This window comes from Leclercia sp. UBA5958, from assembly GCF_002430365.1.
Lineage (GTDB): Bacteria > Pseudomonadota > Gammaproteobacteria > Enterobacterales > Enterobacteriaceae > Enterobacter > Enterobacter pneumoniae.
In genome coordinates this window covers 38,482-63,679 of record NZ_DJCE01000009.1, presented here as the reverse complement: position 1 = coordinate 63,679, position 25,198 = coordinate 38,482, and the positions used below count along the sequence as shown (strand labels likewise).

22 protein-coding genes are annotated in these 25,198 nt (G+C 56.4%); 10 read left to right on the top strand and 12 right to left on the bottom strand.

Annotation, left to right across the window (positions count from 1 at the left end):
- Window positions 1-301 precede the first annotated feature (301 nt).
- From B2Q93_RS15125 to B2Q93_RS15115, 3 genes are read left to right on the top strand one after another with little or no spacing between them, the layout of a single operon-like run.
- Entirely contained in the window at window positions 302-3,775 is a 3,474-nt protein-coding gene (locus tag B2Q93_RS15125) for a YadA-like family protein (RefSeq protein ID WP_286933643.1), read from the top strand.
- Window positions 3,776-3,828: 53 nt separating this feature from the next.
- Window positions 3,829-4,635 (top strand): OmpA family protein, encoded by an 807-nt coding sequence (locus B2Q93_RS15120; protein ID WP_286933642.1) that lies wholly within the window; start codon window positions 3,829-3,831, stop codon window positions 4,633-4,635.
- 4 nt (window positions 4,636-4,639) lie between these two features.
- Window positions 4,640-5,536 (top strand): hypothetical protein, encoded by an 897-nt coding sequence (locus B2Q93_RS15115; RefSeq protein WP_286933641.1) that lies wholly within the window; start codon window positions 4,640-4,642, stop codon window positions 5,534-5,536.
- 41 nt (window positions 5,537-5,577) lie between these two features.
- On the opposite strand, the gene rhtC is transcribed toward B2Q93_RS15115, so the two are convergent.
- The 3 genes from rhtC to pldA form a co-directional block, all read right to left on the bottom strand.
- Window positions 5,578-6,198: a threonine export protein RhtC gene (rhtC, locus tag B2Q93_RS15110; protein ID WP_040078118.1), complete on the bottom strand. Its 621-nt coding sequence runs from the start codon at window positions 6,196-6,198 to the stop codon at window positions 5,578-5,580.
- Between the two features lie 61 nt (window positions 6,199-6,259).
- The gene (gene recQ / locus B2Q93_RS15105; RefSeq protein WP_286933640.1) at window positions 6,260-8,089 is read right to left on the bottom strand and encodes an ATP-dependent DNA helicase RecQ; all 1,830 of its coding nucleotides are present in this window, start codon (window positions 8,087-8,089) and stop codon (window positions 6,260-6,262) included.
- Window positions 8,090-8,178: 89 nt separating this feature from the next.
- The gene (pldA, locus tag B2Q93_RS15100; protein WP_207292599.1) at window positions 8,179-9,048 is read right to left on the bottom strand and encodes a phospholipase A; all 870 of its coding nucleotides are present in this window, start codon (window positions 9,046-9,048) and stop codon (window positions 8,179-8,181) included.
- Between the two features lie 159 nt (window positions 9,049-9,207).
- Here pldA and yigI point away from each other — a divergent pair, with 159 nt between their 5' ends.
- Both yigI and rarD read left to right on the top strand, forming a co-directional pair.
- Window positions 9,208-9,675: an acyl-CoA thioesterase YigI gene (yigI, locus tag B2Q93_RS15095; protein WP_040078113.1), complete on the top strand. Its 468-nt coding sequence runs from the start codon at window positions 9,208-9,210 to the stop codon at window positions 9,673-9,675.
- A gap of 51 nt (window positions 9,676-9,726) precedes the next feature.
- Window positions 9,727-10,623, top strand: coding sequence for an EamA family transporter RarD (gene rarD, locus B2Q93_RS15090; protein WP_046886532.1), 897 nt, complete (start codon window positions 9,727-9,729; stop codon window positions 10,621-10,623).
- A gap of 35 nt (window positions 10,624-10,658) precedes the next feature.
- Here the strand turns inward: rarD and corA are convergent, their stop codons facing one another.
- From corA to lptM, 8 genes are all read right to left on the bottom strand, one after another.
- Window positions 10,659-11,609 (bottom strand): magnesium/cobalt transporter CorA, encoded by a 951-nt coding sequence (gene corA / locus B2Q93_RS15085; RefSeq protein ID WP_040078111.1) that lies wholly within the window; start codon window positions 11,607-11,609, stop codon window positions 10,659-10,661.
- Between the two features lie 150 nt (window positions 11,610-11,759).
- Complete coding sequence (ysgD, locus tag B2Q93_RS15080; protein ID WP_212743980.1) at window positions 11,760-11,816, bottom strand: YsgD/CorL family protein; 57 nt, start codon at window positions 11,814-11,816, stop codon at window positions 11,760-11,762.
- A 149-nt stretch (window positions 11,817-11,965) separates the two neighbouring features.
- Window positions 11,966-14,128 carry a DNA helicase II gene (gene uvrD, locus B2Q93_RS15075; protein ID WP_040078109.1) on the bottom strand — a complete coding sequence of 721 codons (2,163 nt, stop codon included), beginning with the start codon at window positions 14,126-14,128 and terminating at the stop codon, window positions 11,966-11,968.
- A 76-nt stretch (window positions 14,129-14,204) separates the two neighbouring features.
- Complete coding sequence (gene yigB, locus B2Q93_RS15070) at window positions 14,205-14,921, bottom strand: 5-amino-6-(5-phospho-D-ribitylamino)uracil phosphatase YigB (protein WP_040078108.1); 717 nt, start codon at window positions 14,919-14,921, stop codon at window positions 14,205-14,207.
- On the bottom strand, window positions 14,921-15,823 hold the full coding sequence (xerC, locus tag B2Q93_RS15065; RefSeq protein ID WP_207292601.1) for a tyrosine recombinase XerC: 903 nt from the start codon (window positions 15,821-15,823) through the stop codon (window positions 14,921-14,923). The genes yigB and xerC overlap by 1 nt, the downstream gene beginning before the upstream one ends.
- The gene (locus B2Q93_RS15060) at window positions 15,820-16,527 is read right to left on the bottom strand and encodes a DUF484 domain-containing protein (RefSeq protein ID WP_040078105.1); all 708 of its coding nucleotides are present in this window, start codon (window positions 16,525-16,527) and stop codon (window positions 15,820-15,822) included. Before B2Q93_RS15060 ends, xerC begins: the two co-directional genes overlap by 4 nt.
- The gene (gene dapF, locus B2Q93_RS15055) at window positions 16,524-17,348 is read right to left on the bottom strand and encodes a diaminopimelate epimerase (RefSeq protein WP_040078104.1); all 825 of its coding nucleotides are present in this window, start codon (window positions 17,346-17,348) and stop codon (window positions 16,524-16,526) included. Before dapF ends, B2Q93_RS15060 begins: the two co-directional genes overlap by 4 nt.
- Before the next feature lie 34 nt (window positions 17,349-17,382).
- Complete coding sequence (lptM, locus tag B2Q93_RS15050) at window positions 17,383-17,586, bottom strand: LPS translocon maturation chaperone LptM (RefSeq protein ID WP_040078103.1); 204 nt, start codon at window positions 17,584-17,586, stop codon at window positions 17,383-17,385.
- Window positions 17,587-17,725: 139 nt separating this feature from the next.
- Here lptM and cyaY point away from each other — a divergent pair, with 139 nt between their 5' ends.
- The gene (gene cyaY, locus B2Q93_RS15045; protein WP_207292602.1) at window positions 17,726-18,046 is read left to right on the top strand and encodes an iron donor protein CyaY; all 321 of its coding nucleotides are present in this window, start codon (window positions 17,726-17,728) and stop codon (window positions 18,044-18,046) included.
- A 39-nt stretch (window positions 18,047-18,085) separates the two neighbouring features.
- On the opposite strand, the gene cyaA is transcribed toward cyaY, so the two are convergent.
- Window positions 18,086-20,629 carry a class I adenylate cyclase gene (gene cyaA, locus B2Q93_RS15040; protein WP_040078101.1) on the bottom strand — a complete coding sequence of 848 codons (2,544 nt, stop codon included), beginning with the start codon at window positions 20,627-20,629 and terminating at the stop codon, window positions 18,086-18,088.
- A gap of 343 nt (window positions 20,630-20,972) precedes the next feature.
- On the opposite strand from cyaA, the gene hemC reads away from it, so the two are divergent.
- The 4 genes from hemC to hemY are packed head-to-tail and all read left to right on the top strand — an operon-like array spanning window position 20,973 to window position 25,062.
- Entirely contained in the window at window positions 20,973-21,914 is a 942-nt protein-coding gene (gene hemC, locus B2Q93_RS15035) for a hydroxymethylbilane synthase (RefSeq protein ID WP_040078100.1), read from the top strand.
- Window positions 21,911-22,651: a uroporphyrinogen-III synthase gene (gene hemD, locus B2Q93_RS15030; RefSeq protein WP_046886529.1), complete on the top strand. Its 741-nt coding sequence runs from the start codon at window positions 21,911-21,913 to the stop codon at window positions 22,649-22,651. The genes hemC and hemD overlap by 4 nt, the downstream gene beginning before the upstream one ends.
- Window positions 22,652-22,672: 21 nt before the next feature.
- Complete coding sequence (gene hemX / locus B2Q93_RS15025; RefSeq protein WP_046886528.1) at window positions 22,673-23,860, top strand: uroporphyrinogen-III C-methyltransferase; 1,188 nt, start codon at window positions 22,673-22,675, stop codon at window positions 23,858-23,860.
- Window positions 23,861-23,862: 2 nt separating this feature from the next.
- Window positions 23,863-25,062 (top strand): protoheme IX biogenesis protein HemY, encoded by a 1,200-nt coding sequence (gene hemY / locus B2Q93_RS15020; RefSeq protein WP_286933639.1) that lies wholly within the window; start codon window positions 23,863-23,865, stop codon window positions 25,060-25,062.
- The last annotated feature ends 136 nt before the right edge of the window (window positions 25,063-25,198 follow it).

Below are 25,198 nucleotides of genomic sequence, written 5' to 3'. Positions count from 1 at the left end.
ATGAATATTAATTTACTCTGGAACTTATTATTTAAAGATTTTCTGACAGGATGTTGGAGCATATCCCATGGATGGCGCGTTGAAAAACTCATATATCTCACTGAATTTTTCTCTTGCAGATCGGCATCAGCAAGACACTTTTTTCGATCGTGGTCACACCCGCGGTCTCTTTATGCAATATCACTTAGCTACGCCCAGCAATACACCCGAGCGGCGACCGCTTCTCAGGATGTGAAGCATTCACTTAATTCACTATTTCAATAACAAAATTTCAGATTTCATTTAATTGGCAGGAGCCATAATGAATAAAATATATCGATTGATCTGGAACCCAGCATTACGTACCTGGGTTGCCGTGAGCGAATTTGCAAAAGCGAATGGAAAAGGTAAATCCGGGCGCACGGGCTTAAGTGCAACTGCCGTTAGCCTTATCGGCGCGTTGACCCTTTCGTCGCTAGTAAGTACCAGCGCATACGCTGATGATCCCGTCACCACCAGTACTGACCCCGACTCGGTGACGATTGGTACCAACGCAGAGACCGGCGATACCACCACTCTGGACGCGAATACCATCACCACAGGCAATACCAATGTTAACCAGCAGGAGCTGTCTAACGTCGCAGTTGGCGAAAGCGCTAAAGCGGCTATGGGCGGTATCGCGCTTGGCGATCACGCTGACGCAGATACCAGCACCTCGCAGACACCCGGCGGCAGTGTGGCAATTGGCGCCTATGCTACGGCAAACAAAAGCGGCGGGGCGACGGCGATCGGCTTAGCCTCTGAAGCAGACGGACAAAACGCGGTCGCCTTTGGTGCTGGCGCGCACGCTAACCGTAGCGGCGATATCGCCATCGGCTACAGCTCCACTTCCGGCACCTATACCGGCACGCAGAACAGTAATGATCTCGAAGGAGAAAATATTTCGCTGGGTAACTGGTCAACCGCCTATGGTGGACAGGCCCTGGCGGTGGGTAACCATGCCGAAGCTACGGCAAAATCCAGCATGGCGCTGGGCATCGGTAGCCGGGCATACGGTGTAGAGTCGTTATCCATAGGGAGTGATTCAACCTCCTCGGGTAATAACTCTCTCGCAATTGGCAGTGACTCTACCGCAACCGGTGTGGATGCCCAGGCGATTGGCAACAGCGCAACTGCGTCTGGTGAAAGCTCGCTGGCCATTGGCAGCCACGCCAGTTCCAGCGACAAGCAAAGTTTCGCCGTAGGCTATAAAGCTCAGGCAACCAAAGCGGACACCGTTGCACTGGGGACCCAGGCCAAAGCACAGGGAGATAGAGCACTGTCGTTTGGCTACAACTCTTCCGCCACGAAAAACGATGCTATCGCGATGGGCTCAAACGCCAAAGCTCAGGGGATGTCTTCCCTGGCCTTTGGTACCAACGCGACCTCCGCAGATGATAACAGCGTAGCCCTGGGGTCCAACTCTCTGACCGCAGCGGCCGTAGGGACGCAAGATATCACTATCGATGGCAAAACCTACGCATTCGCGGGCACGGCGCCGCTCAGCACCGTTAGTATCGGTAAAAAAGATGCTGAACGGACACTGACCAACCTGGCCGCAGGCCGTATTAGCAAAACCAGTACCGATGCGATCAACGGCTCGCAGCTTTTTGCCGCCACACAAGCGACAGAAGCCCTCGCCAATGTCGCGGTTAAATACGACCTGAACCAGGACAGCACGGTTAATTACGATAGCATTACCCTTAACGGCGATGCGTATGACAGTACCGACAACAGTGGCGGCACCACCATCACTAACGTTGCCCGGGGGGTGAATGACAGCGATGCGGTGAATATGTCTCAGCTTAACGAGACCAACGCCGACGTGGCAGACGTCACGAACATCGTTAACAACATCGCCGGCGACACCAGCACGACCTACACCGACCTGAACGGCAAAGGTATCCGCTATGCGCGGACCAACGAGAAAGGACTGACCCAGGCCGATGCCTACGCGAAAGGTAAAGGCAGTTCCGCCGTCGGCTATAACGCCACCGCCACAGGCGAAAACAGCCTTGCCCTCGGCTATAACGCCAAAGCCAACAATGCTAAAGACGTGGCGCTGGGCTCTGACTCACTCACCGCTGCGGCCGTTGCGACCACCGGCACGACCCTGCGCGGCACGGCTTATACCTTCGCGGGCGCCGCTCCTGCAAGCACCGTCAGTATCGGCAGCGTAGGCAAGGAGCGTACTCTCACCAATCTCGCTGCCGGACGCCTCAGCGCCACCAGCACCGATGCGGTGAATGGCTCTCAGCTGTATGCCACCAACCAGGCTATTGAAGGGATATCTGGTGATATTTCCGATCTCAGCGATCTGGCGGTCAAATACGACACCAATCCGGACGGCACCATCAACTACAACCGCGTGTCCATGGGCGGCACCACCTATAACAGCACGACGAAAGCGGGCGGTACCACCCTCACTAACGTCGCTTACGGGGTGAATGACAGCGATGCGGTAAACGTACAGCAACTCAGAGACGCCACCAGCGATATGTATAACAACGGGGTGAAGTATTTCCACGCTAACTCCACCAAAGCAGATTCCATTGCCACCGGCACCGACTCCATTGCGGTAGGCCCGGCTGCAAAATCGGTGGGCGAAAGTTCGATTGCCATGGGTAACGCGGCCACGTCAACCGGCGAAAACAGCGTTGCCATTGGCGCTGGCGCGGTCGCTAACAATAAGGGTGACGTGGCGCTGGGCGCAGGGGCCACCACGGAGCGTGCCGTGGGTACTCAGGGCGTAACCATTCGCGGCAACGACTATCAATTTGCCGGCACAACGCCGACTGGCACCGTCAGCGTAGGCAGCCTGGATAACGAACGCACCATCACCAACGTTGCAGCGGGCCGTATCAGCGCCACCAGCACGGATGCCGTGAACGGCTCGCAGCTGTATGCCACAAATCAGGCGATCGAAGCCATCAACACCAATTTCTCCGGTCTGGATAACTCCGTGGTGAAATATGTGGTAAACGGCGATGGATCCATTGATTACAGCAAAATAGCGCTGGCGGGCGATACCTACGATCAATCCACTAAAACCGGCGGTACCACCATTACTAACGTTGCGGCGGGCGTCAATGCCAGCGATGCCGTAAATAAGCAGCAGCTGGATGAAGTCAGCCTGAACGTGACCAACATTGCCGAGGGCAAGGACGGCATGTTCCAGGTGAATAATACCAGTAACCTGCCGAAGCCGAAACCGACGGGCCAAAATTCCATCGCTGGCGGCGCAGGCGCGGTGGCCGGCGCAACAAACAGCATGGCCCTGGGTAACAGCGCGAAGGCTACCCACAGCAACGCCGTGGCGCTAGGAACAAACTCCGTTACCGATCGTGATAACAGCGTTTCCATGGGATACGCGGGCGGCGAGCGTCAGATCACTCACGTGGCAGCCGGTACCGCAGCCACCGATGCCGTCAACGTGGGTCAGTTGAAACAGAGCATGGGCGATTCTTACACCTATACCAATAACAAGTTTGGCGAACTGAAAGAGATGATTGCCGATCAGGACGACAAGCTGAGCGCGGGAATCGCCGGCGCGATGGCCATGGCGAGCTTGCCACAGCCTTATTCGCCAGGCGCCAGCATGTTCAGCATGGCGGGGGGAACCTATCAGGGCGAGTCTGCGATTGCGATGGGGGTATCAACCGTCTCTGACAATGGTAAATGGGTCACGAAGCTGTCTGGCTCCTCTAACAGCCAGGGCGATCTGGGTGGTTCTGTTGGCATTGGCTATCAGTGGTAAGTCTGAATTAACAAACATCTCCGGCGAACACGCCGGAGAGTAAAAGAGAAATTATGATGAATTGTAAAAAGATGACCCGGCTGGCGCTGCTTATTGGCAGCATGGCTTTGCTTACCGCCTGTACCCGCGCTGTTAGCGACGTAAATGGTGAAGGGAAGACCGATAACGCGATATTCCCGGATAAATCGCACGCAGTACGTACTGACGGCAGCTTCGTGAATAAAGACAATCTTAACGAGATGCACGCAGGTTTAACCAAAGCGCAGATCTATGAGCTGCTCGGCGCACCGCATTTCAGTGAAGGCATGTTTCGCGTGAAAGAGTGGGATTATATTTTCCACTTCACCCAGCCAGATCACAGCGTGCGTACCTGTCAGTACAAGGTGCTGTTCGACTCACAGATGAAGGCGCAAAGTTTCTATTTCCTGCCTGAAAACTGCCTGACGCCGCAGACAAAACCGCAGCAACCTGTTGCGGTCGTTCAGAAAGAGCTGAGTGCAGAAAGCCTGTTTGCCTTTGGTAGCGCAGCGCTGAGTCCGGAGGGCATCAATCAGGTGAATCTCATCAGCGGCGGGCTGAAGGCTGAAACACAGCAAGGTAAACACCTGATCGTTAAAGGCCATACTGACCGTATCGGCGACGAGGCCAGCAATATGACGCTGTCCAAAGCACGCGCGGAATCGGTGAAGCGCCAGCTCATTGAAAACGGGATTGATGCCACCCGCATCGAAACCGAAGGTCTGGGCGAAAGTATGCCGCGCGTTGATTGTCCGGGTGTCGCCACATCACATGTCATTGAATGCCTGGCCCCCAATCGCCGCATGACGATTGAAATCGTGGCTGATAACGCAGGTAAATAACGTCATGCGCCTCACTCTAATCAAGACCGCCGTCGGCGGTCTTTCTTTACTGACCGCAGCCACCGGCTTTGCGGCTTCCCAGGATCTGCCCGTCAGATTTGTTAGCGTGCCCGCTTATAGCATTATTACCGATACCCTGTTCAATTTGACGCCTCAGGTTGCAGGAAAACGTAATACCTTTTTGATGCAGCAAATTTGCGATTTAGCGCGTGGCGATGCGACCCAGCAGGAGGTGAATCAGCGGCTTATCCAGAATAAAGTTGACCCGATGCAGCTCGCGAAATTAGGCGTGCCGGGCATGCTGGTGTTAAAAAGCGAGCGCGAGGAGCGCCAGCTCGCCTGTGCGGCGTTTCTGGCGACGTCGCTCTTCCAGCCGGTAGATATGACAAGTTACTACCTGCAGGACAAAAAGGAGAAGGAGAAATCCAGCTGGTTACCCTGGCACCCGGCGAAAGAGGAGCGGACAGAAAAGAGCGACTTCCTGAGGGATCGATTTATCCATGATGCACAGGTTCAGCTCGCGGTCGCGCGCGCCACGGCTCAGCTTTATGCCGTTATCGCGCAGAATATCCCCCCGCAGCCAATCGGCGACTGGAAGACCAGGCAACAACAAATCACAGACGTCGTTAAACACTATGCGCCGGACTATCTCAACGCCATCACCAGTTTTTACAAAGCCGAAGGCAGTGGCGCACTGACGCTGGATTACGTTACCAGCAACAGCTACAGCGTTCGCAATACCTTTGGCAACCGGCTGGTCAAAAATAGTGAAGATGTTGAGCTCTATTCCCGGGGCGTGACCTGGTTCGGCAAGGGCATGATTATTGGCAAAAGCTATTTTGTCGATATTGCGATTCTTGCCGCACCCGCGCATGACGATGCAGAGCAGAAGAAGAAGTAAAGGCAAGATGGCGTACAGGGTCCTGTACGCCATTGAAGCAATTAGCGAGAGATGATGAGGTGAATACCGAAGCCCGCAAAGAGTGCACCAGCAAAGCCATCGATCCACTTCGCAATGCGCTGATAACCACGGCGCATTGCCGGCAGGGCAAACAGGCTTGCTACAAGGGTGAACCAGGCAAAGGTTTCCACCACAATCAGCAGGAAGATGCCCCAGCGCGCTCCCGCGCCGACGCTGTCGCCCACAAAGAGTGAGAACACCGAGCCGAAGTAGATAATCGCTTTCGGGTTCGCCAGGTTCGTCAGCAGCCCTTTCATAAAGCTACGACCGCCGGTAGCCAGCTCAACTTTTGGTTCCTGCGGTGTTGCTACCTCTTTTTTCAGCGCGCCGCGCAGCATCTGGTAGCCCATCCAGCACAGATACAGGCCACCGCCGACCATGATGATGTTATGCAGCCAGGCCATCTTCGCCAGAATCAGGTTCAGACCAAGCAGCGCCACCGCCGCCCAGACCATGACGCCCATGGTAATGCCGAGTACGCCCATCATCGCCTCTTTGCGGGAGCGGCTGACGGCAGTTTGCGATACGAAGAAAAAGTCAGGGCCGGGGCTCATCAGCGCAACGATGTGCACTAATGCCACGGTGAGAAATAGCATTAACATAATTAGCTCGCGGGGAAATAATACAGTGAGTCATCATACTGGCACTTTTTTGGCTGGCTGACTACTCCTCATCATCACCATCGGCATGAGAGCGAATAAGCGCCATAAACTCTTTCCCGAAACGCTCGAGCTTGCGCGTGCCGACACCGTTAACGCTGAGCATTTCACCGGCGCTAAGCGGCATCTGCTCGGCCATCTCTATCAGCGTTGCGTCGTTAAAGACCACGTACGGCGGGATGTTCTCCTCATCGGCGATGGCTTTACGCAGCTTGCGCAGTTTGGCAAACAGCTTCCGGTCGTAGTTGCCGCCGTAAGATTTCTGCATTACGCGCGGCTTCAGGGCAATCACGCGCGGCACGGCGAGCTTCAGTTCAATTTCGCCGCGCAGCACCGGGCGTGCCGCTTCGGTCAGCTGCAGCGCCGAGTGCTCGGCAATGTTTTGCGTAGCGAACCCCATGTGGATCAGCTGGCGGATAATGCTGACCCAGTGCTCGTGGCTCTGGTCTTTGCCGATGCCGTAGACAGGCAGCTTGTCGTGGCTCATATCACGGATACGCTGATTATTCGCGCCGCGCAGCACTTCCACCACGTAGCCCATCCCGAAGCGTTGATTGACGCGGTAGATGGTTGAGAGCGCCTTACGCGCGTCCATCAGGCCATCGTACTGCTTCGGTGGGTCGAGGCAGATATCGCAGTTACCGCACGATTCCTGTCGTCCTTCACCAAAGTAGTTGAGCAGCACCAGACGGCGGCAGGTTTGCGCTTCGGCAAAGGCCCCCATCGCGTTCAGCTTATGGCGCTCAATGTCCTGCAGCTGTCCCTGCGGTTTCTCTTCCAGGCAGCGGCGCAGCCACGCCATATCCGCCGGATCGTAAAACAGCATCGCTTCCGCAGGCAGGCCATCACGCCCGGCGCGGCCCGTTTCCTGATAGTAAGATTCGATATTGCGGGGGATGTCGAAATGCACCACAAAGCGCACGTTGGGCTTGTTGATCCCCATGCCGAACGCCACCGTCGCAACAACGATTTGCAGATCGTCGCGCTGGAATTTCTCCTGCACGTCGGCGCGGATGTGGTTTTCTAACCCGGCATGATAGGCTGCGGCGCTGAAGCCACGGTTTTGCAGGCGCGCGGCGGTGTCTTCCACCTTTGCGCGGCTGTTGCAGTAGATGATGCCCGACTTGCCGCGCTGCTCCTGGACGTAGCGTAAGAGCTGATCCAGCGGCTTGAATTTCTCCATCAGCATGTAGCGGATGTTAGGGCGATCGAAGCTGCTAACCTGGATAAAGGGGTCATTCAGCCCCAGCAGTCGGACGATATCCAGACGGGTCGTGTCATCTGCCGTGGCGGTGAGCGCCATAAAGGGCAGCGCCGGGAAGCGCTGGCGCAACTGACCGAGCGCGGCATACTCCGGACGGAAATCATGCCCCCACTGGGAGATGCAGTGCGCTTCATCCACCGCCAACAGCACCGGGTTCCAGTGCGTCAAATGGTCGAGGAAGTTATCCAGCATCAGCCGCTCTGGAGCGATATAAAGAAGACGGATCTGCCCGGTACGGCAACCAGCCATCACCTCTTGCTGCTGCTCGCGGGTTTGCGTCGAGTTCAGGCAGGCCGCTGCCACGCCGTTAGCCAGCAGCTGATCGACCTGGTCTTTCATCAACGAGATAAGCGGAGAGACCACCACCGTCAGGCCGTTAAGCACCAGCGCGGGCACCTGATAACAGAGCGACTTCCCGCCGCCGGTGGGCATCACGACCAGGCAATCACGCCCTTCGAGGACGGCATCGATGATGGTCTCCTGGCCCGGGCGGAATTGCTGGTAGCCAAAGGTCTCATGCAGAACCTGTTTAGCCAGCAATGTCTGATTCAAAACTTCCGCCTGCGCCACATTAACCACCTGCCTGAAATAAAAACAGGCGCTATTTTCAGCGCCTGAGAGAGAAACTTCAACGATTAAGACAAAAACATTCGAGGATGCTAGAAAAGATCGTTCAGCATCACGCCCACACCGACGCGGGTCTGGTTGAAGTTATAATCGATAAGTGACTCGCCATAGCCGCTATATACCTGAGTATAAAGGCGTACATGCCTGGTCATTGGATAGCTGAGGCCAATCTCCGCACCGCCGTAGCCGGTATTCCAGTTGTACTGCCCTTTCGCGCTTAATACCGCCTCGCCCAGCTGATAACCCACGCGCAGCTGGTAATAACCCATATATTTGGTGATATCCGGGTTATCGTCGGTATCGCCTACGACGTACCAGGGCTTCACTTCAACCAGCCAGTTGCCGTTTTGCGCCGCCAGTCGGGTGTACAGACGGTTCCAGCTACGTGAGGTCGGGTCTGAACGTCCATTGGAGTCGTGGTTATAACCAAACTCCACATCGCGCAGCGTCCAGCCAGCAAATTCATAGTCAGTCGCAAAGCCGAGGAACAACTGCGGTTCGTAGTTGGTCTCGCGGAACGGCGATGATTCACCGCTGTTTGAGAGCTGCCACCAGGATTTCTGCGTATATGATGCGCCCAGCACCGAATTCGGCCCCAGAATACCGCGCCAGAACGGGAAGGCCAGGCTCAGCTGAAATTTTACCTCATCTTTACGCGCGTTATCAGACCAGTTGTAGGTGCTAATAGCTTCTTTGTTCAGGTCGCTGGTGGTCGTGTAAAGCAGGTAGTTAGTGTCGTATGGATAGAGCGTAAATGGGTTGTCATGCTCCTGCAGCAGGTTAGCGATGATGCTCCCGCGTACCGCCGGGGCATCGTGCACCTCTTTAACGGTCGCTTCCTGCGCATAAGCTGTGAAAGGCAGCGCAACCGCTGCAAGTAACCAGACCAGATACGTCCGCATCGGTGGTGTTCTCCAGGTAGATAGTTTTTAAGAATAATTTTGCCCACCACATTCTACATATTTATTTGCCGTCTGCTGCATCCAGATGTCTTAAAGTGGTAAATCGCGTTGGCGAGGGATAAAATCAACATTTTATTAACAATAAGGATCTGTTGTGCCATGTCAGCCACGCTAACTGCGGAACAAGCTCTGAAGCTGGTCGGTGAGATTTTTGTCTATCACATGCCATTTAACCGCGCACTGGGCCTGGAGCTAGAGCGCTACGAGAAGGATTTTGCGCAGCTCAGTTTCAATAACCAGCCGATGATGGTGGGAAACTGGGCGCAGAGTATTCTGCACGGCGGGGTGATTGCCTCAGCGCTGGATGTCGCCGCCGGGCTGGTCTGCGTGGGTAGCACCTTAACGCGCCACGAGACCATCAACGAAGATGAACTGCGTCAACGTTTATCAAGAATGGGCACGATCGATTTACGCGTTGACTACCTGCGGCCCGGCCGCGGAAATCGCTTCACCTGCACCAGCAGTCTGCTGCGGGCGGGTAACAAAGTCGCCGTTGCCCGCGTAGAGCTGCATAACGACGAGCAGGTTTATATCGCCAGCGCAACAGCCACTTATATGGTGGGTTGAGGTGAGAAAATCGGGTAAAGTGAATTCACTTATTTGTAACGGATTTTCCCGATGGATGCTAAACAGACGCGGCAGGGCGTTTTACTCGCTCTTGCCGCTTATTTTATTTGGGGTATCGCACCGGCGTACTTCAAACTGATCGCCTACGTGCCGGCGGACGAGATCCTCACTCACCGCGTTATCTGGTCCTTCTTCTTTATGATTGCGCTGATGAGTATCAGCCGCCAGTGGTCGGGCGTTAAAACGCTGCTCAAAACGCCGAAAAAGGTCTTTCTGCTGGCGCTCTCTGCCGTGTTAATTGGCGGCAACTGGCTGCTGTTCATCTGGGCTGTGAATAACCATCACATGCTCGAAGCAAGCCTGGGTTATTTTATTAACCCGCTGGTGAACATTGTGCTGGGGATGATTTTCCTCGGCGAGCGCTTCCGCCGGATGCAGTGGGTGGCGGTACTTCTCGCCTTCTGCGGGGTGCTGGTCCAGCTATGGACGTTCGGCTCGCTGCCTGTCATTGCGCTGGGGCTGGCGTTCAGCTTTGCTTTCTACGGCCTGGTGCGCAAAAAAATCGCCGTCGAAGCCCAGACCGGAATGCTGTTCGAAACTTTGTGGCTGTTGCCAGTCGCCGCGATTTATCTGTTTGGCATTGCCGATAGCGCCACCAGCCATATGGGCGGCAATCCATGGTCGCTGAACCTGATGCTGATGGCCGCAGGTGTCGTCACTACTATCCCGCTGCTGTGCTTTACCGGTGCGGCAACGCGCCTGCGCCTCTCCACGCTGGGCTTCTTCCAGTACATCGGCCCCACGCTGATGTTCCTGCTGGCGGTGGTGTTTTACGGTGAAGTACCCGGTGCGGATAAGATGGTGACGTTTGCGTTTATCTGGGTCGCACTGGCGATTTTCGTTGCCGATGCGATTTATACCCAGCGTCGCGTAAAAAGAGGATTGTAGTATTTCACCCTCTCCCCATGGAGAGGGTGATGTGCTTACAGCCAGTTACGGCGCTTGAAGTAGAGGTAAGGCGCCAGCCCGGCGAGGATCATAAAGACAATCGCGCCCGGATAGCCAAAGCTCCACTTCAGCTCCGGCATAAACTCAAAGTTCATTCCGTAGCTTGAGGCCACCAGCGTCGGTGGCAGGAACACGACCGATACCACCGAGAAGATCTTGATGATGCGGTTCTGCTCGATGTTGATAAAGCCCATTGCCGCCTGCATCAGGAAGTTCACCTTCTGGAACAGGGATTCGTTGTGCGGCAGCAGGGATTCGATATCGCGCAGGATCTCACGCGCCTGCTCCAGTTGGCCCCCTGGCAGACGCGCCTTGCGCACCAGGAAGTTCAGCGCGCGCTGGGTATCCATCAGACACAAACGTACCTTCCAGCCAATATCTTCCAGCTCGGCCAGCGTCGAGAGCGCTTCGTCATACTCATCGCCCTGATGCCCTTCCATAATGACGCGGCTCAGCTTTTCCAGATCGCTGTAGATATTTTCAATCTCGTCTGCCAGCTGTTCAATTTTGGTTTCAAACAGATCCAGCAGCAGTTCGTAAGCGTTCCCGTCCACCATCGCCTGGCTGCGGGCCCGCATGCGGTAGAGGCGAAACGCGGGCAGTTCCCGTTCGCGCAGCGTGAACAGGCGGCCATCACGGATGGTAAATGCCACGGTGGAGTTGCCAGCGTGATCTTCGGCATCTTCAAAGAAGAAGAAGGAGTGAATATGCAGGCCGTCTTCGTCCTCGAAGAAACGGGCGGATGCTTCGATGTCTTCCAGTTCCGGTCGGGTGGCCAGACTCTGCCCGAGCTCTGACTGAACGCGTGTACGTTCCTCGTCATCCGGCTCGACCAGATCCACCCATACGGCATCAATGAGGGGTTGTGACTCCTCGGCTTCAAGCCGGGTTAGTCGGTTGTTTTCCAGTTGAAATGCGCTCAGCATGACCGGGACTCCCAATGCAAAAAATATCGGACAGTTCGGTGGGCACACAGAAACAAATTGGGTTTCAGACCATTAAACAGCCTGACTCAGCGCGACGGGAATAATGCAGTCGCTGACAACCACTAAGGCCATCAGCGTGAGGAGATAGCCTTAGGAGTTGTTCCTGGATGACAGGGAATTGAGCCAGTATCTACTGGGTGTGTCCAAGGCGAATGTCCTCTTAGCGTAATCGTGCGCGCATGTTACGCCAGCAATAACTGCGGCGTCAACACGCAACGGAACGCTGAAGAGCAATAAATCACCCTCAACGTATAAGGCTAGCAGATAATTACAAAATTATGATGTTTTTCTGCAAGTTACACTGCTTCCAGCTTCGCGTAAGCGGCCACCAGCCATTTAATTCCCTGGCCCTGAAACGCGACCTGCAGGCGGCTGTGCTCGCCGCTGCCTTCCAGATTGACGATGGTGCCCTCGCCAAATTTAGCATGGCGGACACGCTGCCCCAGTTTGTATCCCGTGTCGTTTTCAGAGACGGGCGTTCCCATACGCTGATGGCTGACCGGACGGCTGATGCTGGCGCGCAGGCGTACCTCTTCCACGCACGCTTCTGGCAGCTCGCCAATAAAACGTGACGGGCGATGATAGACCTCTTTGCCGTACAGACGACGGGTTTCGGCGTAGGTGAGCGTCAGCTTCTGCATTGCACGCGTCACCCCCACGTAGGCCAGGCGACGCTCTTCTTCCAGACGACCGCCCTCATCCAGCGACATCTGGCTGGGGAACATCCCCTCTTCCATCCCGACGATGAACACCTGGGGGAACTCCAGCCCTTTCGCGGAGTGCAGGGTCATAAGTTGCACCGCGTCCTGCCAGGTATCCGCCTGCCCTTCGCCCGCTTCCAGCGCGGCGTGAGAGAGGAATGCCTGCAGCGGCATCAGGTCTTCGTCTTCTTCGTTGTAGCTGAACTGGCGCGTTGCCGTCACCAGCTCCTCTAAGTTTTCGATACGGGTCTGGCCTTTCTCGCCCTTTTCCTGCTCATACATGGTGCGCAGGCCGGAATCTTTAATCACCCGGTCGGTCTGCACGTGCAGCGGCATGTCGGCGGTCTCTTGCGCCAGCGCTTCGATAAGCTCGAGGAAACGCTGCAGGGCGCTGGCGGCACGCCCGGCGAGGGCTCTCTCCTGTAATAACTCGCGACAGGCCTGCCATAACGTGAGCTGACGTTCACGCGAGGTCTGACGCACCACGTCCAGGGTACGATCGCCGATCCCGCGCGTCGGGGTATTCACCACGCGCTCAAAGGCGGCATCGTCATTACGGTTGGCAATCAGGCGCAGATAGGAGAGCGCATCTTTGATCTCCTGGCGCTCGAAGAAGCGCATGCCCCCGTAAATGCGGTACGGCATGCTCACCTGCAGCAGCGCCTCTTCCAGCACACGCGACTGGGCGTTGCTGCGATAGAGAATAGCGCACTGCTCCAGCGCGCCGCCGTTGTCCTGCCAGGTCTTGATGCGGTTCACCACAAACCGCGCTTCATCGAGTTCGTTGAACGCGCAGTAAAGAGAGATTGGCTCGCCATCGACGCCGTCCGTCCAGAGCTTTTTGCCCAGACGTCCGTTGTTGTTCTCGATCAGGGCGTTGGCCGCGCTCAGAATGTTGCTGGTTGAACGGTAGTTCTGTTCCAGGCGGATGGTCTGCGCACCGGGGAAGTCGTTGAGGAAGCGCTGAATATTTTCAACCTGCGCCCCGCGCCAGCCGTAGATCGACTGGTCGTCATCGCCAACGATCATCACCTTGCCGGTGTCGCCCGCCAGCAGGCGGATCCACGCGTACTGAATGTTGTTGGTATCCTGGAATTCGTCCACCAGGATGTTGGTAAAGCGCTCGCGATAGTGCTGCAAAATATGCGGCTTGTTGAGCCACAGCTCATGGGCACGCAGCAGCAGCTCAGCGAAGTCGACCAGCCCCGCACGGTCACAAGCTTCCTGATAGGCCTGGTAAACCTTCTGCCAGGTCTGCTCGACCGGATTACCGAAACTCTGGATATGGTGTGGACGTAGCCCTTCGTCTTTCTGGCCGTTGATGTACCACATCGCCTGACGCGGCGGCCACTGCTTCTCATCAAGGTTCATCGCCTTGATCAAGCGCTTAAGCAGACGCAGCTGGTCTTCGCTATCGAGGATCTGGAAATCCTGCGGCAGGTTAGCATCCAGATGGTGAGCGCGCAGCAGGCGATGCGCCAGGCCGTGGAAAGTACCCACCCACATACCGCCCTGGCTGGTGCCCATTAGTTGAGTGATACGGTGGCGCATCTCCGCCGCCGCCTTGTTGGTGAAGGTCACCGCCATGATGGAGTAAGGCGAGCAGTTTTCTACGCTCTGTAACCAGGCGATACGGTGCACTAACACACGTGTCTTACCACTCCCCGCCCCTGCCAGCACCAGCAAGTTAGTGCGCGAGGCGGCAACCGCATCACGCTGTTTATCATTAAGGCTGTCGAGAAGGTAAGAAACGTCCATTGGCACCGCCAGAAGTGAGCTGCCCGGCGGCGCTTGCCACCGGACATACTGTTAATTTATACAATACTGCTGGTGATTATATCAGCGTCGTGAGGGATGCCAACCGCGAAATTTCCACGTGTGGCAGCAGGCGGCTGTCGAAAGCCTGCATCAGGTCGGCGTTTTCAGGCTTGATCCAGCAAGCCTGCATGCCACAGCGGATCGCCCCCGCCACGTCGGTGGTGAGGTCATCGCCCACGTGCAGGATCTCGCCCAGCGGTACGTTGAGTCTTTTCGCCGCCAGATGGTACATGTCGTTGAACGGCTTCGAGCGTCCGTCCGGGCCGGCACGCAGTACAAATTCGAAGTAATCACCCAGGCCAAAGAGCTCTGGCTGAGCATTGCCGTTGGTGATAGCCACCAGCGGCCACTTTTCGGCAAGCGCGGCAAGGGTATCGTGCGTCTCTTGCGGCACATCGATACGGCTACGCCATTTAGCAAAATGCGCCATCGACGCCTCCGCGCCCAGAGCCGCTTCGGACGCCGTGAGGCCGGCATCCAGCATTGCCTGTTCAACCGCCCGACGCCGCCATTCGGTGACATCGTGATAAATATCCGGTTCAGTCTCCCGTAACGCCTGGCGCAGGCGATGAAACTCGCTGTTTTGCAGCGTTTTTAACGCCGGGTGATAGTTCTGAACAAAGCTCAGCGCTTCCTGCTCGGTGCGCAGGATCACCTGACGGTTATCGTACAGCGTGTCATCAAGATCAAAGGTCAGCGCAGAAATCTGGCCGACCGGACGGTAAAAACGCATTATTTCCCCCGTTTGGCGCGTGGATGCGCCGCGTCGTACACCGAGGCAAGGTGTTGAAAATCGAGATGGGTATAGATTTGAGTGGTGGATAAATTGGCATGCCCCAATAACTCCTGAACGCCGCGCAGATCGCCGCTGGACTCCAGCATATGAGAGGCGAAGGAGTGGCGCAGTTTGTGAGGATGCACATGGCTGTTCAGCCCCTGCTTGATGCCCCACTCAGCGAAGCGTTTTTGCACGTTACGCGCCGAGATGCGCTTGCCCAGCTTCGAGAGAAACAGCGCATCGTCGTCGGCACCAAACAGCCCGCGCAGATCCAGCCAGTGTTCAATCCAGACGACGGCGTTGCGGCCAATCGGCAGACGGCGCTCTTTGCTCCCCTTGCCTATCACCCACACTTCACCGGTGTCGAGATCGAGATGTTTACTGTCCAGGTTCACCAGTTCAGAGAGTCGCAGGCCGGCGCCATACATCACTTCCAGCATCGCCCTGTCGCGCACCGCCAGCGGATCGTTAAGGTCGATATTCAGAAGGCGGTTAACGTCATCCACATCGATATTTTTAGGCAGATGACGCGGTGCTTTCGGCGCGGAGATGCCTTTCGCCGGATTGGCCGTGAGTTCGCCCTGAGCCACCAGCCAGTCAAAGAAGCTACGTAATGCCGAGAGGCGTAACGCCAGGCTCGCCGGGCCAAGGCCTTTGCGGCGGCTGCGTACGGCAAATCCCCGTACCGTGGCAGCATCGCACTGCTGCCAGCTTTGCAGACCGCTCTCTTCCGCAATCTGCATGATGGCATCCAGCTGACGCTGATAATTCTTAAGCGTAATGGGGCTGAGCTGGCGCTCAACGCCCAGGTAGCGCATAAAGCGCGTCACGGCAGAAGTTAGCGAGGCCCCGGTCATAGGCGCTCGACCCAGCGCTCCAGCAGTTCTGGCAACATCAAAGCTATCTCCTGGAGCAGCTGAGTGCCCTGTCCCTGCTGATAATGCTGCGCGTCCCGGCTGGTAAAGAGTATCACGCCAAGATCGCCGTCACGTCCCATCAGCGACATCGCCACCGAACCGATGGCTTTAGCCTCCGGTAGCACCACCAGCAGTTCTGGTCCGTTGAGCGTACCCAGATAGTGATGCTCTCTGCCCAGACGCTGAATGCGCAACGGTTCGAAGGCCTGACGGTTCAGTGCCAGATGGGTAAAGCCAGAGGGCGCGCCGATACGCCAGCGGTCAGGGAACAGGCGGATCGTTGCGCCTGCCAACCCCAGTTCGCGGGCCCAGCGATGGAAACGGTTGAGGAATTCGTCCAGGCTGCTGGCAGATGCCAGCCGGGACTGCAGATGCAGCAGCCGGTAGAAGAGGCTCTCATTGCTGGTGGCTTGTTCCATCAGCAGAGAGATATTCTCTTCCAGATGCGAGATCTGATGACGCGAGCGCGCCATATGCCACTCGACCAGTGACACGGTTTCGCGAACCGGATGCGGTACACGCATCTGTTCGACAACGCGCGCATTGCGGATAAAAAACTCAGGATGGCGCAGCAGATAATCAACAACCGCCCGATCGTCCAGCTCTGTCAGTGACTCCTGCAGTTCTTCCCCTGGTTGCTTCATAGATGAATAAATCCGTCGTAAACATGTGCCGCCGGGCCGGTCATATACAGTGGGTGACCCGGGCCTTTCCAGGCAATATCCAGTCGGCCGCCGGGTAACTCCACGCGAACCTCTTCTGCCAGTAACCCTTGTGAGATCCCTACCGCAACGGCGGCACACGCGCCGCTGCCGCAAGCTTGTGTCTCACCCGCACCACGCTCATACACGCGCAGCCGGATATGCTCGTTTTTCACTACCTGCATAAAGCCGATATTGGCGCGCTCCGGGAAACGTTCATGGCTTTCCAGTATCGGGCCAAGGGTTTCGACGGCGGCGGTAGTGACATCATCAACCTGAATCACACAGTGGGGATTACCCATGGAGACCACGCCGCACAAGACTGTCTGTTCCGCGGCGCGCATGATATAGGTCTTTTCCGCTTTGTTGGCGCGAAACGGCACCTGCGAGGGCTCAAACTGCGGCTCACCCATGTTGACCCGCACCAGTTCATCATCGGTAACGCTAAGCACCATGCGGCCGTTGGCGGTGCTGACGCGAATGTCACGCTTGTTGGTCAGCCCTTTCAGGCGGACAAAGCGGGCAAAACAGCGCGCACCGTTGCCGCACTGAGAGACTTCGCTGCCGTCCGCGTTAAAAATGCGGTAATGAAAATCGAGATCCGGATCGTAGGGGGGTTCAACCACCAACAGTTGGTCAAAACCCACGCCCAGGTGTCTGTCTGACAGACGGCGAATCAGCTCCGGGGAAAAGAAGACATTCTGCGTTACCGCGTCGACGACCATAAAATCGTTGCCAAGGCCATGCATTTTAGAGAACTGCATCATTTGCTCCATTGCGCGGGTACAGAACGGGTCGTCAGTAGTTCACCTGAGTCGGGCCGCCGTTGTCGCCACGATCGTTACTGACCGGGGTGGTTGACTCAATATGGCTCTCCACCGGCCGGGTTGGCGGCGGCGCCGTTTTATCCGCGGGTGGGAAATAGAGCGGCCCCTTCAGACCACAGCCGGTCAGGCTCAGCAGCGTGAGGAGAACGGCCAGCGTTCCAAAAACGTTTTTCATTATTTAGTTGCCTGTAAGTTCGTGCTTTATGCTTTCTATCATCGCAGGAGAAGACACAAAAGCAAGAGTTTGCCGCTTACCTGCAACGGGAATTATTTAGCGTTATACTGCCGCCATCACGAAAAACAGGAACAGACCAATGAATGACAGTGAATTCCATCGCCTTGCAGACGACCTGTGGCAGACCATTGAAGAGCGCCTGGACGACTGGGACGGCGACAGCGATATCGATTGTGAGATCAACGGCGGCGTGCTGACCATCAGCTTCGAAAACGGCACTAAAATCATCATTAACCGTCAAGAGCCGCTGCATCAGGTGTGGCTGGCGACCAAACAGGGCGGCTACCATTTCGATCTGAAAGGTGATGAGTGGATTTGTGACCGTAGCGGCGAGCGCTTCTGGGATCTGCTGGAACAGGCGGCAACATCCCAGGCAGGCGAGACAGTCAGCTTTAGCTAACGCGTTTTAGCCCGGTAGCGTCACGCTTACCGGGCCCGACTACGAGAAATACTGCTGCAGCAGCGGTGCGCCGGCGTCCTGATTCGCGGGGGCGGCGGCAATCACCTGCGTACGGAACGGAATCACCTGTGCACGGCCATCCACTTTCACAATCTGGTAGAACTGCGGCAGGTTAAAGTTAATAAAGCTGGAGCCGTAGGTGAAGCGATCGTGCGATGAGGAGTAGAAGCGGCTCACGTCGCGTACCAGCTCCTCTTTGCTGCCTTCACAGTGGTGATAAACTTCGGCGCGGTTGGTCTCATCCAGGATATAGATGTTAAACCCGGCGTCATCCCCCACCTCTTCAAAGAAGAACTGAATAATCCCTTCACTGGCAAAGCCATCCACTACCTGCGGCAACTTCACGTGGTTGGTTTCTACCTGCACAGACAAGCCATGCAGCTTGTTATGGGAAATCGCGCCGTAAAACTCGATGGCGTTTTCCAGTTTCTGCACCGATACGTTCAGCCGCTCGAAGAACAGCCCCCAGGTCTGGCCGGAGACACGCAGCGCTTTGAAGCGGCCAGTTTCGTGGCGGGTGCTTGAAAGACGCAGTTCGATACACTCGGAGACCAGTTGCTGCACGCGGGTACGGATCAAACCGCGCAGGTGCTGGCTATAGCAGAACACCTCGACGCTGTCCGGCGGAGCCGCATCCTGGTGCATCTTGCCGAGAATGGTCTTCAGCGCTTCGATCATCGCTTGCTCGCCGTTGAAGTGCAGCGTACGCACTTCGTTCCAGGAGTTGCGATAGAGCAGGTCGATACTGCCCACCAGGCAATTTTGCTGCTCGCCAAAGCTAAAGACATCCAGCTTGCGGAAATCAAAGTGAACCACCTGATTGCGGAAGGCCGCCGTCGGGTCGTACTCCAGGTTAACGATGATCGCCAGATGGCGAATTTCGCACGGACTGTAGAGCGCTTTTGGCGTCGGTGCCGGCAGACGCAGCGGGAAGTGGCTCGATACGTCTGCGACCATCTCCTGCAGCTTGGCTAAGTCGACGACCTCATTGCCTTTGATAAACAGCCGGGTGCGCGACGTCAGCAGGCCATTGAACCAGGCCCAGGCCACCAGCTTGTTCAGGTAGCGGTTATATTCCAGCGGCTGATGGCTGATAATCGAATCCATGCTTGGCGCACGGTTATACAGATACCACCCGGTGCGGTTCGCGCGGCCCGGCGGTACATAGATAAAGGTCAGATTCGGTTCAGACAGGTCTGGCGAAATCTGCGGGTTAACCAGCGTGACTTTACCCGGCAGCGCTTCAAACGCAGCGTACAGTTTACGGGTCAACACCCCAATATCCTGCGGACTGGCGGAAACGCTGAGGTTGTTGCGTCGAGCAAAGCGAATCAGGTTACGGTAGCTCTGCATCATGGCATCGAGCAGTTCATTATGCGCTTCTCGCACCTGATCGATCTTCCAGTTGGCGCGATTGTCGAGCATTGCCAGCCGCTCTTCGTCCCATCCCCACTCTTTGACCAGTTGGCTGACTACTTCACGACGCCAGCCCACGCAGGCCCGTTCGCGGCTCAGCTTCTCACAGACTTTGAGATAGAAACAGCGACGCACCAGGTCCAGACGGGTGGTGTCGTCAATGGCTTTCAGGTATTCCGTCACGCGCTCCAGCATCATGCAGTAGGCATCGAGCCCGAAGGAGACAATCTCCCCGTCGTGCAGACGCTGCTTGATGTCTTTCGCCAGCAGGCGCGGCGTAGGATATTCCCAGGAGTAGGTTTCGAGGAGCAGGGTTTTCAACACCGCTTTGTACGGTGAGTCGATACTTTTATAGAGCTGCCAGAGGCTGGCGCCAAAATACTCTTCAGCGGAAAGGGAGCTTAAGCCGCCCAGGTCCAGCCACTCGTTTGGCGTCAGCACACCCTGAGAATAGAGCGACATGACGTAATCGTCGTAATGCTCTTCTTCATCGCACGGCACCATATTCCACAGAATACGCTTACCGGCCAGGCGAACAGCACTACGGTAAAATTCATCCAGCAACAGCATATGCTGAGTCGAGCCGCAGTCTTCACCACCCAGACTGCCGCTTTCGTTATGACGGAATCGGTTTTCATCAATCAGGAAGAAGCTCACTTCCACACCGAGCGATGCCGCCCAGCTCTCCAGCAGGCTGCATTTACGCTGCAACAGCTGGCGCTCTTCGTTATCAAGCCAGGATTGATGGCAGACCCAGATATCCAGGTCAGAAGAACAGCTTTGCCCTACCGATGAGGTACTGCCCATCGTGTAAACGCCGGTGATCGGCAGTTCACCTTTCGGAGAGTCTTGTGGCGGCATGCCACGGTAGAGTTCCAGCTCGTTCAGATAGTGCTGTTGGGTTTCATCAGGCGTGAAAAGACAGATGCCTCTGGGAACGTTACCGTCCAGGTAGCCTGGCATCAGCGGATGGTGATAGTGCAACAATGTCGGCAGTAGACTGTAAACCTGCTGGAAAGCGGGTCCCATTGCAGCAAGCGCGCGATCTACGCGCAGTTGGTTAATGGCATCCAGTCTCTGTTTCAGAGTCTCAATATAGAGGTACAAGACGTATCGCCTGATGTTCTGAAGGCGTTGCCGTTGGCGGGGCCGCGAGAAACGCATTCACACTATTTCAAAAATAAACCGTCACTTTTCGCCCTGGGTCATTATGGTCATAACGACGAAAAAATGGTCTAAAACGTGATCAATTTAACACCTTGCCGATTGACCGTAAAGAAAGATGCGCTACATACAAGTGTAGCACCGTTCTGTACGTGTAAATTCCTGAATACGGCGCCAGGCAACTTGTGCCGCTGCCTTGTCCCTCTTCCCATCATCGTCCGTAAAACTGCCATCACAGAGACAACAATGTTAGGATGGTCAGTAGACGAAAATGACGGTAACAAGCATGTTAGACAATGTTTTAAGAATTGCCACACGCCAAAGCCCTCTTGCGCTCTGGCAGGCACATTATGTAAAGCAGCGCCTCGAAGCCTACCACGCCGATCTCCATGTTGAGCTGGTTCCTATGGTGACGCGGGGCGATGTGATCCTCGATACGCCGCTGGCCAAGGTGGGCGGTAAAGGGCTGTTTGTCAAAGAGCTGGAACTGGCCCTGCTCGAAGGCCGTGCCGATATTGCCGTTCACTCCATGAAAGACGTTCCGGTTGAGTTTCCCGAAGGGCTGGGCCTGGTCACGATTTGCGAGCGTGAAGATCCGCGCGATGCGTTTGTCTCCAACCACTTCGCCTCGCTTGACGCGTTGCCTCAGGGCAGCGTGGTTGGCACGTCAAGTTTACGCCGCCAGTGTCAGCTGGCCGAGCGGCGCCCGGATCTGGTTATCCGATCGCTGCGCGGCAACGTGGGTACCCGCCTGAGCAAACTTGATAACGGCGACTATGATGCCATCATCCTTGCGGTCGCTGGGCTGAAACGTCTGGGGCTGGAGTCACGCGTACGCGTGGCGTTGCCACCCGAACTCTCTCTGCCTGCGGTGGGCCAGGGTGCGGTGGGTATTGAGTGCCGTCTCGACGACCAACACACCCGCGACCTGCTCGCCCCGCTCAATCACGACGAAACCGCGATTCGTGTCCAGGCGGAGCGCGCCATGAATACCCGCCTCGAAGGCGGCTGTCAGGTGCCGATTGGCAGCTATGCTGAATTAAAGAATGATGAGCTGTGGCTGCGGGCGCTGGTTGGCGCCCCGGACGGATCTAAAATGGTGCGCGGTGAACGTCGCGGTAAACCGCAAGATGCCGAGCAGCTTGGCGTATCGCTCGCTGAGGAACTGCTTGATAATGGCGCGCGCGAGATCCTGGCAGACGTTTATAACGGAGAACCCCCGGCATGAGTATTCTCGTCACCCGCCCTTCTCCCGCAGGAGAGCAGTTAGTGAGCCGTCTGCGCGCACTGGGGCAGGTGGCATGGAGCTTTCCGCTGATTGAGTTCTCTCAGGGAAGGGAGCTGCCTCTGCTCACAGAGCAGCTTCACGCCCTACGGGAAGGCGACCTGCTTTTTGCGCTGTCGCAACATGCCGTGGAGTTTGCCCATGCGCAATTGCAACAGGAAGGCCAAACCTGGCCGCTTTCCCCCGGCTACTTCGCCATTGGCCGAACCACCGCGCTGGCCCTGCATACCGTTAGCGGAATCGATATTCGCTATCCGCGGGATCGGGAGACCAGCGAAGTATTGCTACAATTACCTGAATTACAGTCTGTTGCAGGAAAGCGCGCACTGATTCTGCGCGGAAACGGCGGGCGTGAGCTGTTGGGTGAAACGCTTCGCGAGCGCGGCGCAGAGGTGAAATTCTGCGAATGTTATCAACGTTGTACCAGGCATTATGATGGTGCGGAAGAGGCCATGCGCTGGCATCAACGCGGCGTGACAACGCTGGTGATCACCAGCGGTGAAATGCTGCAACAGCTCTGGTCGCTCATTCCACCATGGTATCGTGAAAACTGGTTACTCCGCTGTCGGCTGATTGTCGTCAGTGAGCGTCTGGCGAACCTCGCCCGGGAACTGGGCTGGCAAGATATTAGGGTCGCTGATAACGCCGACAACGATGCGCTGCTGCGCGCATTACAATAACTCTCATAATGGGAAGCCATAATGACGGAACAAGAAAAATCCTCCGCCGTGGTTGAAGAGACCAGGGAGACGGTGGACACCACGCCACAGTCAGAGAAGACCGAGAACACTACTGCCCAGAAGCGCGACACGAATAAAACCAGCCTTGCGCTAAGCGCCATTGCGATTGCGATCGCGCTCGCCGCGGGCGTAGGTCTGTACGGTCTGGTGAAAAATCAGGCCTCCAACCAGACCGCCACCAATGATGCGCTGGTGAGCCAGGTCACCGCCTTGCAAAAAGCGCAGGAGACGCAAAAAACGGATCTGGAAGCGGTTATTAAGCAGCAGGCCGATGCGCTGACCGCCGCCAATAACAAGCAGGCTGAGCTGACAAAACAGCTGGACGAGGTGCAGCAGAAGGTGGCCACCATCTCCGGTACCGATGCCAAAACCTGGCTGCTGGCCCAGTCCGATTTCCTGGTCAAACTGGCCGGACGTAAGCTGTGGAGCGATCAGGATGTCACCACCGCCGCCGCTCTGCTGAAAAGCGCCGACGCCAGCCTGGCCGATATGAACGACCCGAGCCTGATCAACGCGCGTCGTGCCATCACCGAAGATATCGCAAGCCTGGCCGCCGTTTCTCAGGTCGATTACGACGGCATTATCCTTAAGGTTAACCAACTGTCGAACCAGATTGATAACCTGCGTCTGGCGGATAACAACGATGACGACACCCCGATGGATTCTGATAGCGGCGAACTTTCCAGCTCTATCAGTGAGTGGCGCATAAACCTGCAAAAAAGCTGGCAGAACTTTATGGACAGCTTTATTACCATTCGCCGCCGTGACGAAACCGCCGTACCGTTACTGGCGCCTAATCAGGATGTCTATCTGCGTGAAAACATCCGCTCCCGCCTGCTGGTCGCCGCCCAGGCCGTGCCGCGCCATCAGGAAGAGACTTACAAGCAGGCGCTGGACAACGTCTCCACCTGGGTTCGCGCCTATTACGATACCGACGATGCCACCACCACCGCGTTCCTGGAAGAGGTGGATAAGCTCAGCCAGCAGAACATCACCATGAATGTCCCGGACAAGCTGGAAAGCCAGCCGGTGCTGGAAAAACTGATGCAAACGCGCGTGCGTAATCTGCTGGCACAGCCTGGTGTCGCCTCCGAAGCAAATACCGCTGCGCCTGAAAGCGCGCCACAAAGCGCACCGCAGGGAGAGTAACCATGATCAAAGTCTTGTTGCTCTTCTTACTGTTGATCGCCGGGATCGTCCTCGGCCCAATGCTGGCGGGCCATCAGGGGTACGTCTTGATCCAGACGGACAACTACAACGTTGAAACCAGCGTCACGGGGCTGGTGATCATTCTGATCCTGGCGATGGTTGTGCTGTTCGCCGTCGAGTGGATCCTGCGCCGCATCTTCCAGACCGGGGCTCACACCCGGAGCTGGTTTGTGGGACGTAAACGCCGTCGCGCACGTAAACAGACTGAACAGGCGCTGCTGAAACTGGCCGAAGGCGACTATCAGCAGGTTGAAAAGCTGATGTCGAAGAATGCCGACCACGCTGAACAGCCGGTAGTGAACTACCTGTTGGCGGCCGAAGCGGCGCAGCAGCGAGGCGATGAAGCTCGTGCCAATCAGCACCTGGAGCGCGCCGCTGAACTGGCGTCCAACGATCAGATCCCGGTGGAAATTACCCGCGTACGCCTGCAGCTGGCGCGTAACGAAAATCATGCGGCACGCCACGGCATTGACCGTCTGCTGGAGATCACCCCGCGTCATCCTGAAGTGCTGCGTCTGGCCGAACAGGCCTATATCCGTACCGGTGCCTGGGGCTCGTTGCTGGACATCATTCCATCGATGGCGAAAGCCGACGTGGGTGACGAAGAACAGCGCGATGAGTTGCAACGTCTCGCCTGGATTGGGCTGATGGATCAGGCCCGGGCCGATTTGGGCAGCGATGGTCTGAAAAGCTGGTGGAAGAACCAAAGCCGTAAAACGCGCCAGCAGGTATCGCTGCAGGTGGCCATGGCGGAGCATCTTATCGAATGTGACGATCATGACACCGCACAGGAGATCATCCTCGATGGCCTGAAGCGCCAGTATGACGATCGCCTGGTCATGGTCATCCCGCGCCTGAAAACCAACAATCCAGAGCAGATCGAAAAAATGCTGCGCCAGCAGATCAAAACCGTGGGCGATCGCCCGCTGCTGTGGAGCACGCTGGGCCAGTCGCTCACTAAACACGGTGAGTGGAAAGAGGCCAGCCTCGCCTTCCGCGCCGCGCTTAAGCAGCGTCCGGACGCGTTCGACTATGCCTGGCTTGCCGATACGCTGGACAGGCTGCACCAGCCAGAAGAGGCCGCCGCGATGCGTCGCGATGGCTTGCTGTTAACGCTGCAAAATAACAGCGTCCAACCGTAGCGCATCAGGAGGCCGTAAGGCCTCCTTTTTTTATCGCTGCAGGCCTGCTACAGTCTGTTCATCGCCATCAGAGAAACGTCCCGCCAATGTAACGACATCCTTTCATCAACCTTTATTCGTACACGCGCTTTGCCGC

What these genes read in the sequence shown, in the direction of transcription:
- B2Q93_RS15120 (WP_286933642.1), top strand. Translation starts at nt 3,829, where the DNA reads ATGATGAATTGTAAAAAGATGACCCGGCTGGCGCTGCTTATTGGCAGC.
- hemY (WP_286933639.1), top strand. Translation starts at nt 23,863, where the DNA reads ATGATCAAAGTCTTGTTGCTCTTCTTACTGTTGATCGCCGGGATCGTC.
- lptM (WP_040078103.1), bottom strand. Translation starts at nt 17,586, where the DNA reads ATGAAAAACGTTTTTGGAACGCTGGCCGTTCTCCTCACGCTGCTGAGC.
- rarD (WP_046886532.1), top strand. Translation starts at nt 9,727, where the DNA reads ATGGATGCTAAACAGACGCGGCAGGGCGTTTTACTCGCTCTTGCCGCT.
- uvrD (WP_040078109.1), bottom strand. Translation starts at nt 14,128, where the DNA reads ATGGACGTTTCTTACCTTCTCGACAGCCTTAATGATAAACAGCGTGAT.
- xerC (WP_207292601.1), bottom strand. Translation starts at nt 15,823, where the DNA reads ATGACCGGGGCCTCGCTAACTTCTGCCGTGACGCGCTTTATGCGCTAC.
- cyaY (WP_207292602.1), top strand. Translation starts at nt 17,726, where the DNA reads ATGAATGACAGTGAATTCCATCGCCTTGCAGACGACCTGTGGCAGACC.
- B2Q93_RS15115 (WP_286933641.1), top strand. Translation starts at nt 4,640, where the DNA reads ATGCGCCTCACTCTAATCAAGACCGCCGTCGGCGGTCTTTCTTTACTG.
- hemD (WP_046886529.1), top strand. Translation starts at nt 21,911, where the DNA reads ATGAGTATTCTCGTCACCCGCCCTTCTCCCGCAGGAGAGCAGTTAGTG.
- hemX (WP_046886528.1), top strand. Translation starts at nt 22,673, where the DNA reads ATGACGGAACAAGAAAAATCCTCCGCCGTGGTTGAAGAGACCAGGGAG.
- corA (WP_040078111.1), bottom strand. Translation starts at nt 11,609, where the DNA reads ATGCTGAGCGCATTTCAACTGGAAAACAACCGACTAACCCGGCTTGAA.
- pldA (WP_207292599.1), bottom strand. Translation starts at nt 9,048, where the DNA reads ATGCGGACGTATCTGGTCTGGTTACTTGCAGCGGTTGCGCTGCCTTTC.
- hemC (WP_040078100.1), top strand. Translation starts at nt 20,973, where the DNA reads ATGTTAGACAATGTTTTAAGAATTGCCACACGCCAAAGCCCTCTTGCG.
- dapF (WP_040078104.1), bottom strand. Translation starts at nt 17,348, where the DNA reads ATGCAGTTCTCTAAAATGCATGGCCTTGGCAACGATTTTATGGTCGTC.
- B2Q93_RS15060 (WP_040078105.1), bottom strand. Translation starts at nt 16,527, where the DNA reads ATGAAGCAACCAGGGGAAGAACTGCAGGAGTCACTGACAGAGCTGGAC.
- yigB (WP_040078108.1), bottom strand. Translation starts at nt 14,921, where the DNA reads ATGCGTTTTTACCGTCCGGTCGGCCAGATTTCTGCGCTGACCTTTGAT.
- yigI (WP_040078113.1), top strand. Translation starts at nt 9,208, where the DNA reads ATGTCAGCCACGCTAACTGCGGAACAAGCTCTGAAGCTGGTCGGTGAG.
- rhtC (WP_040078118.1), bottom strand. Translation starts at nt 6,198, where the DNA reads ATGTTAATGCTATTTCTCACCGTGGCATTAGTGCACATCGTTGCGCTG.
- B2Q93_RS15125 (WP_286933643.1), top strand. Translation starts at nt 302, where the DNA reads ATGAATAAAATATATCGATTGATCTGGAACCCAGCATTACGTACCTGG.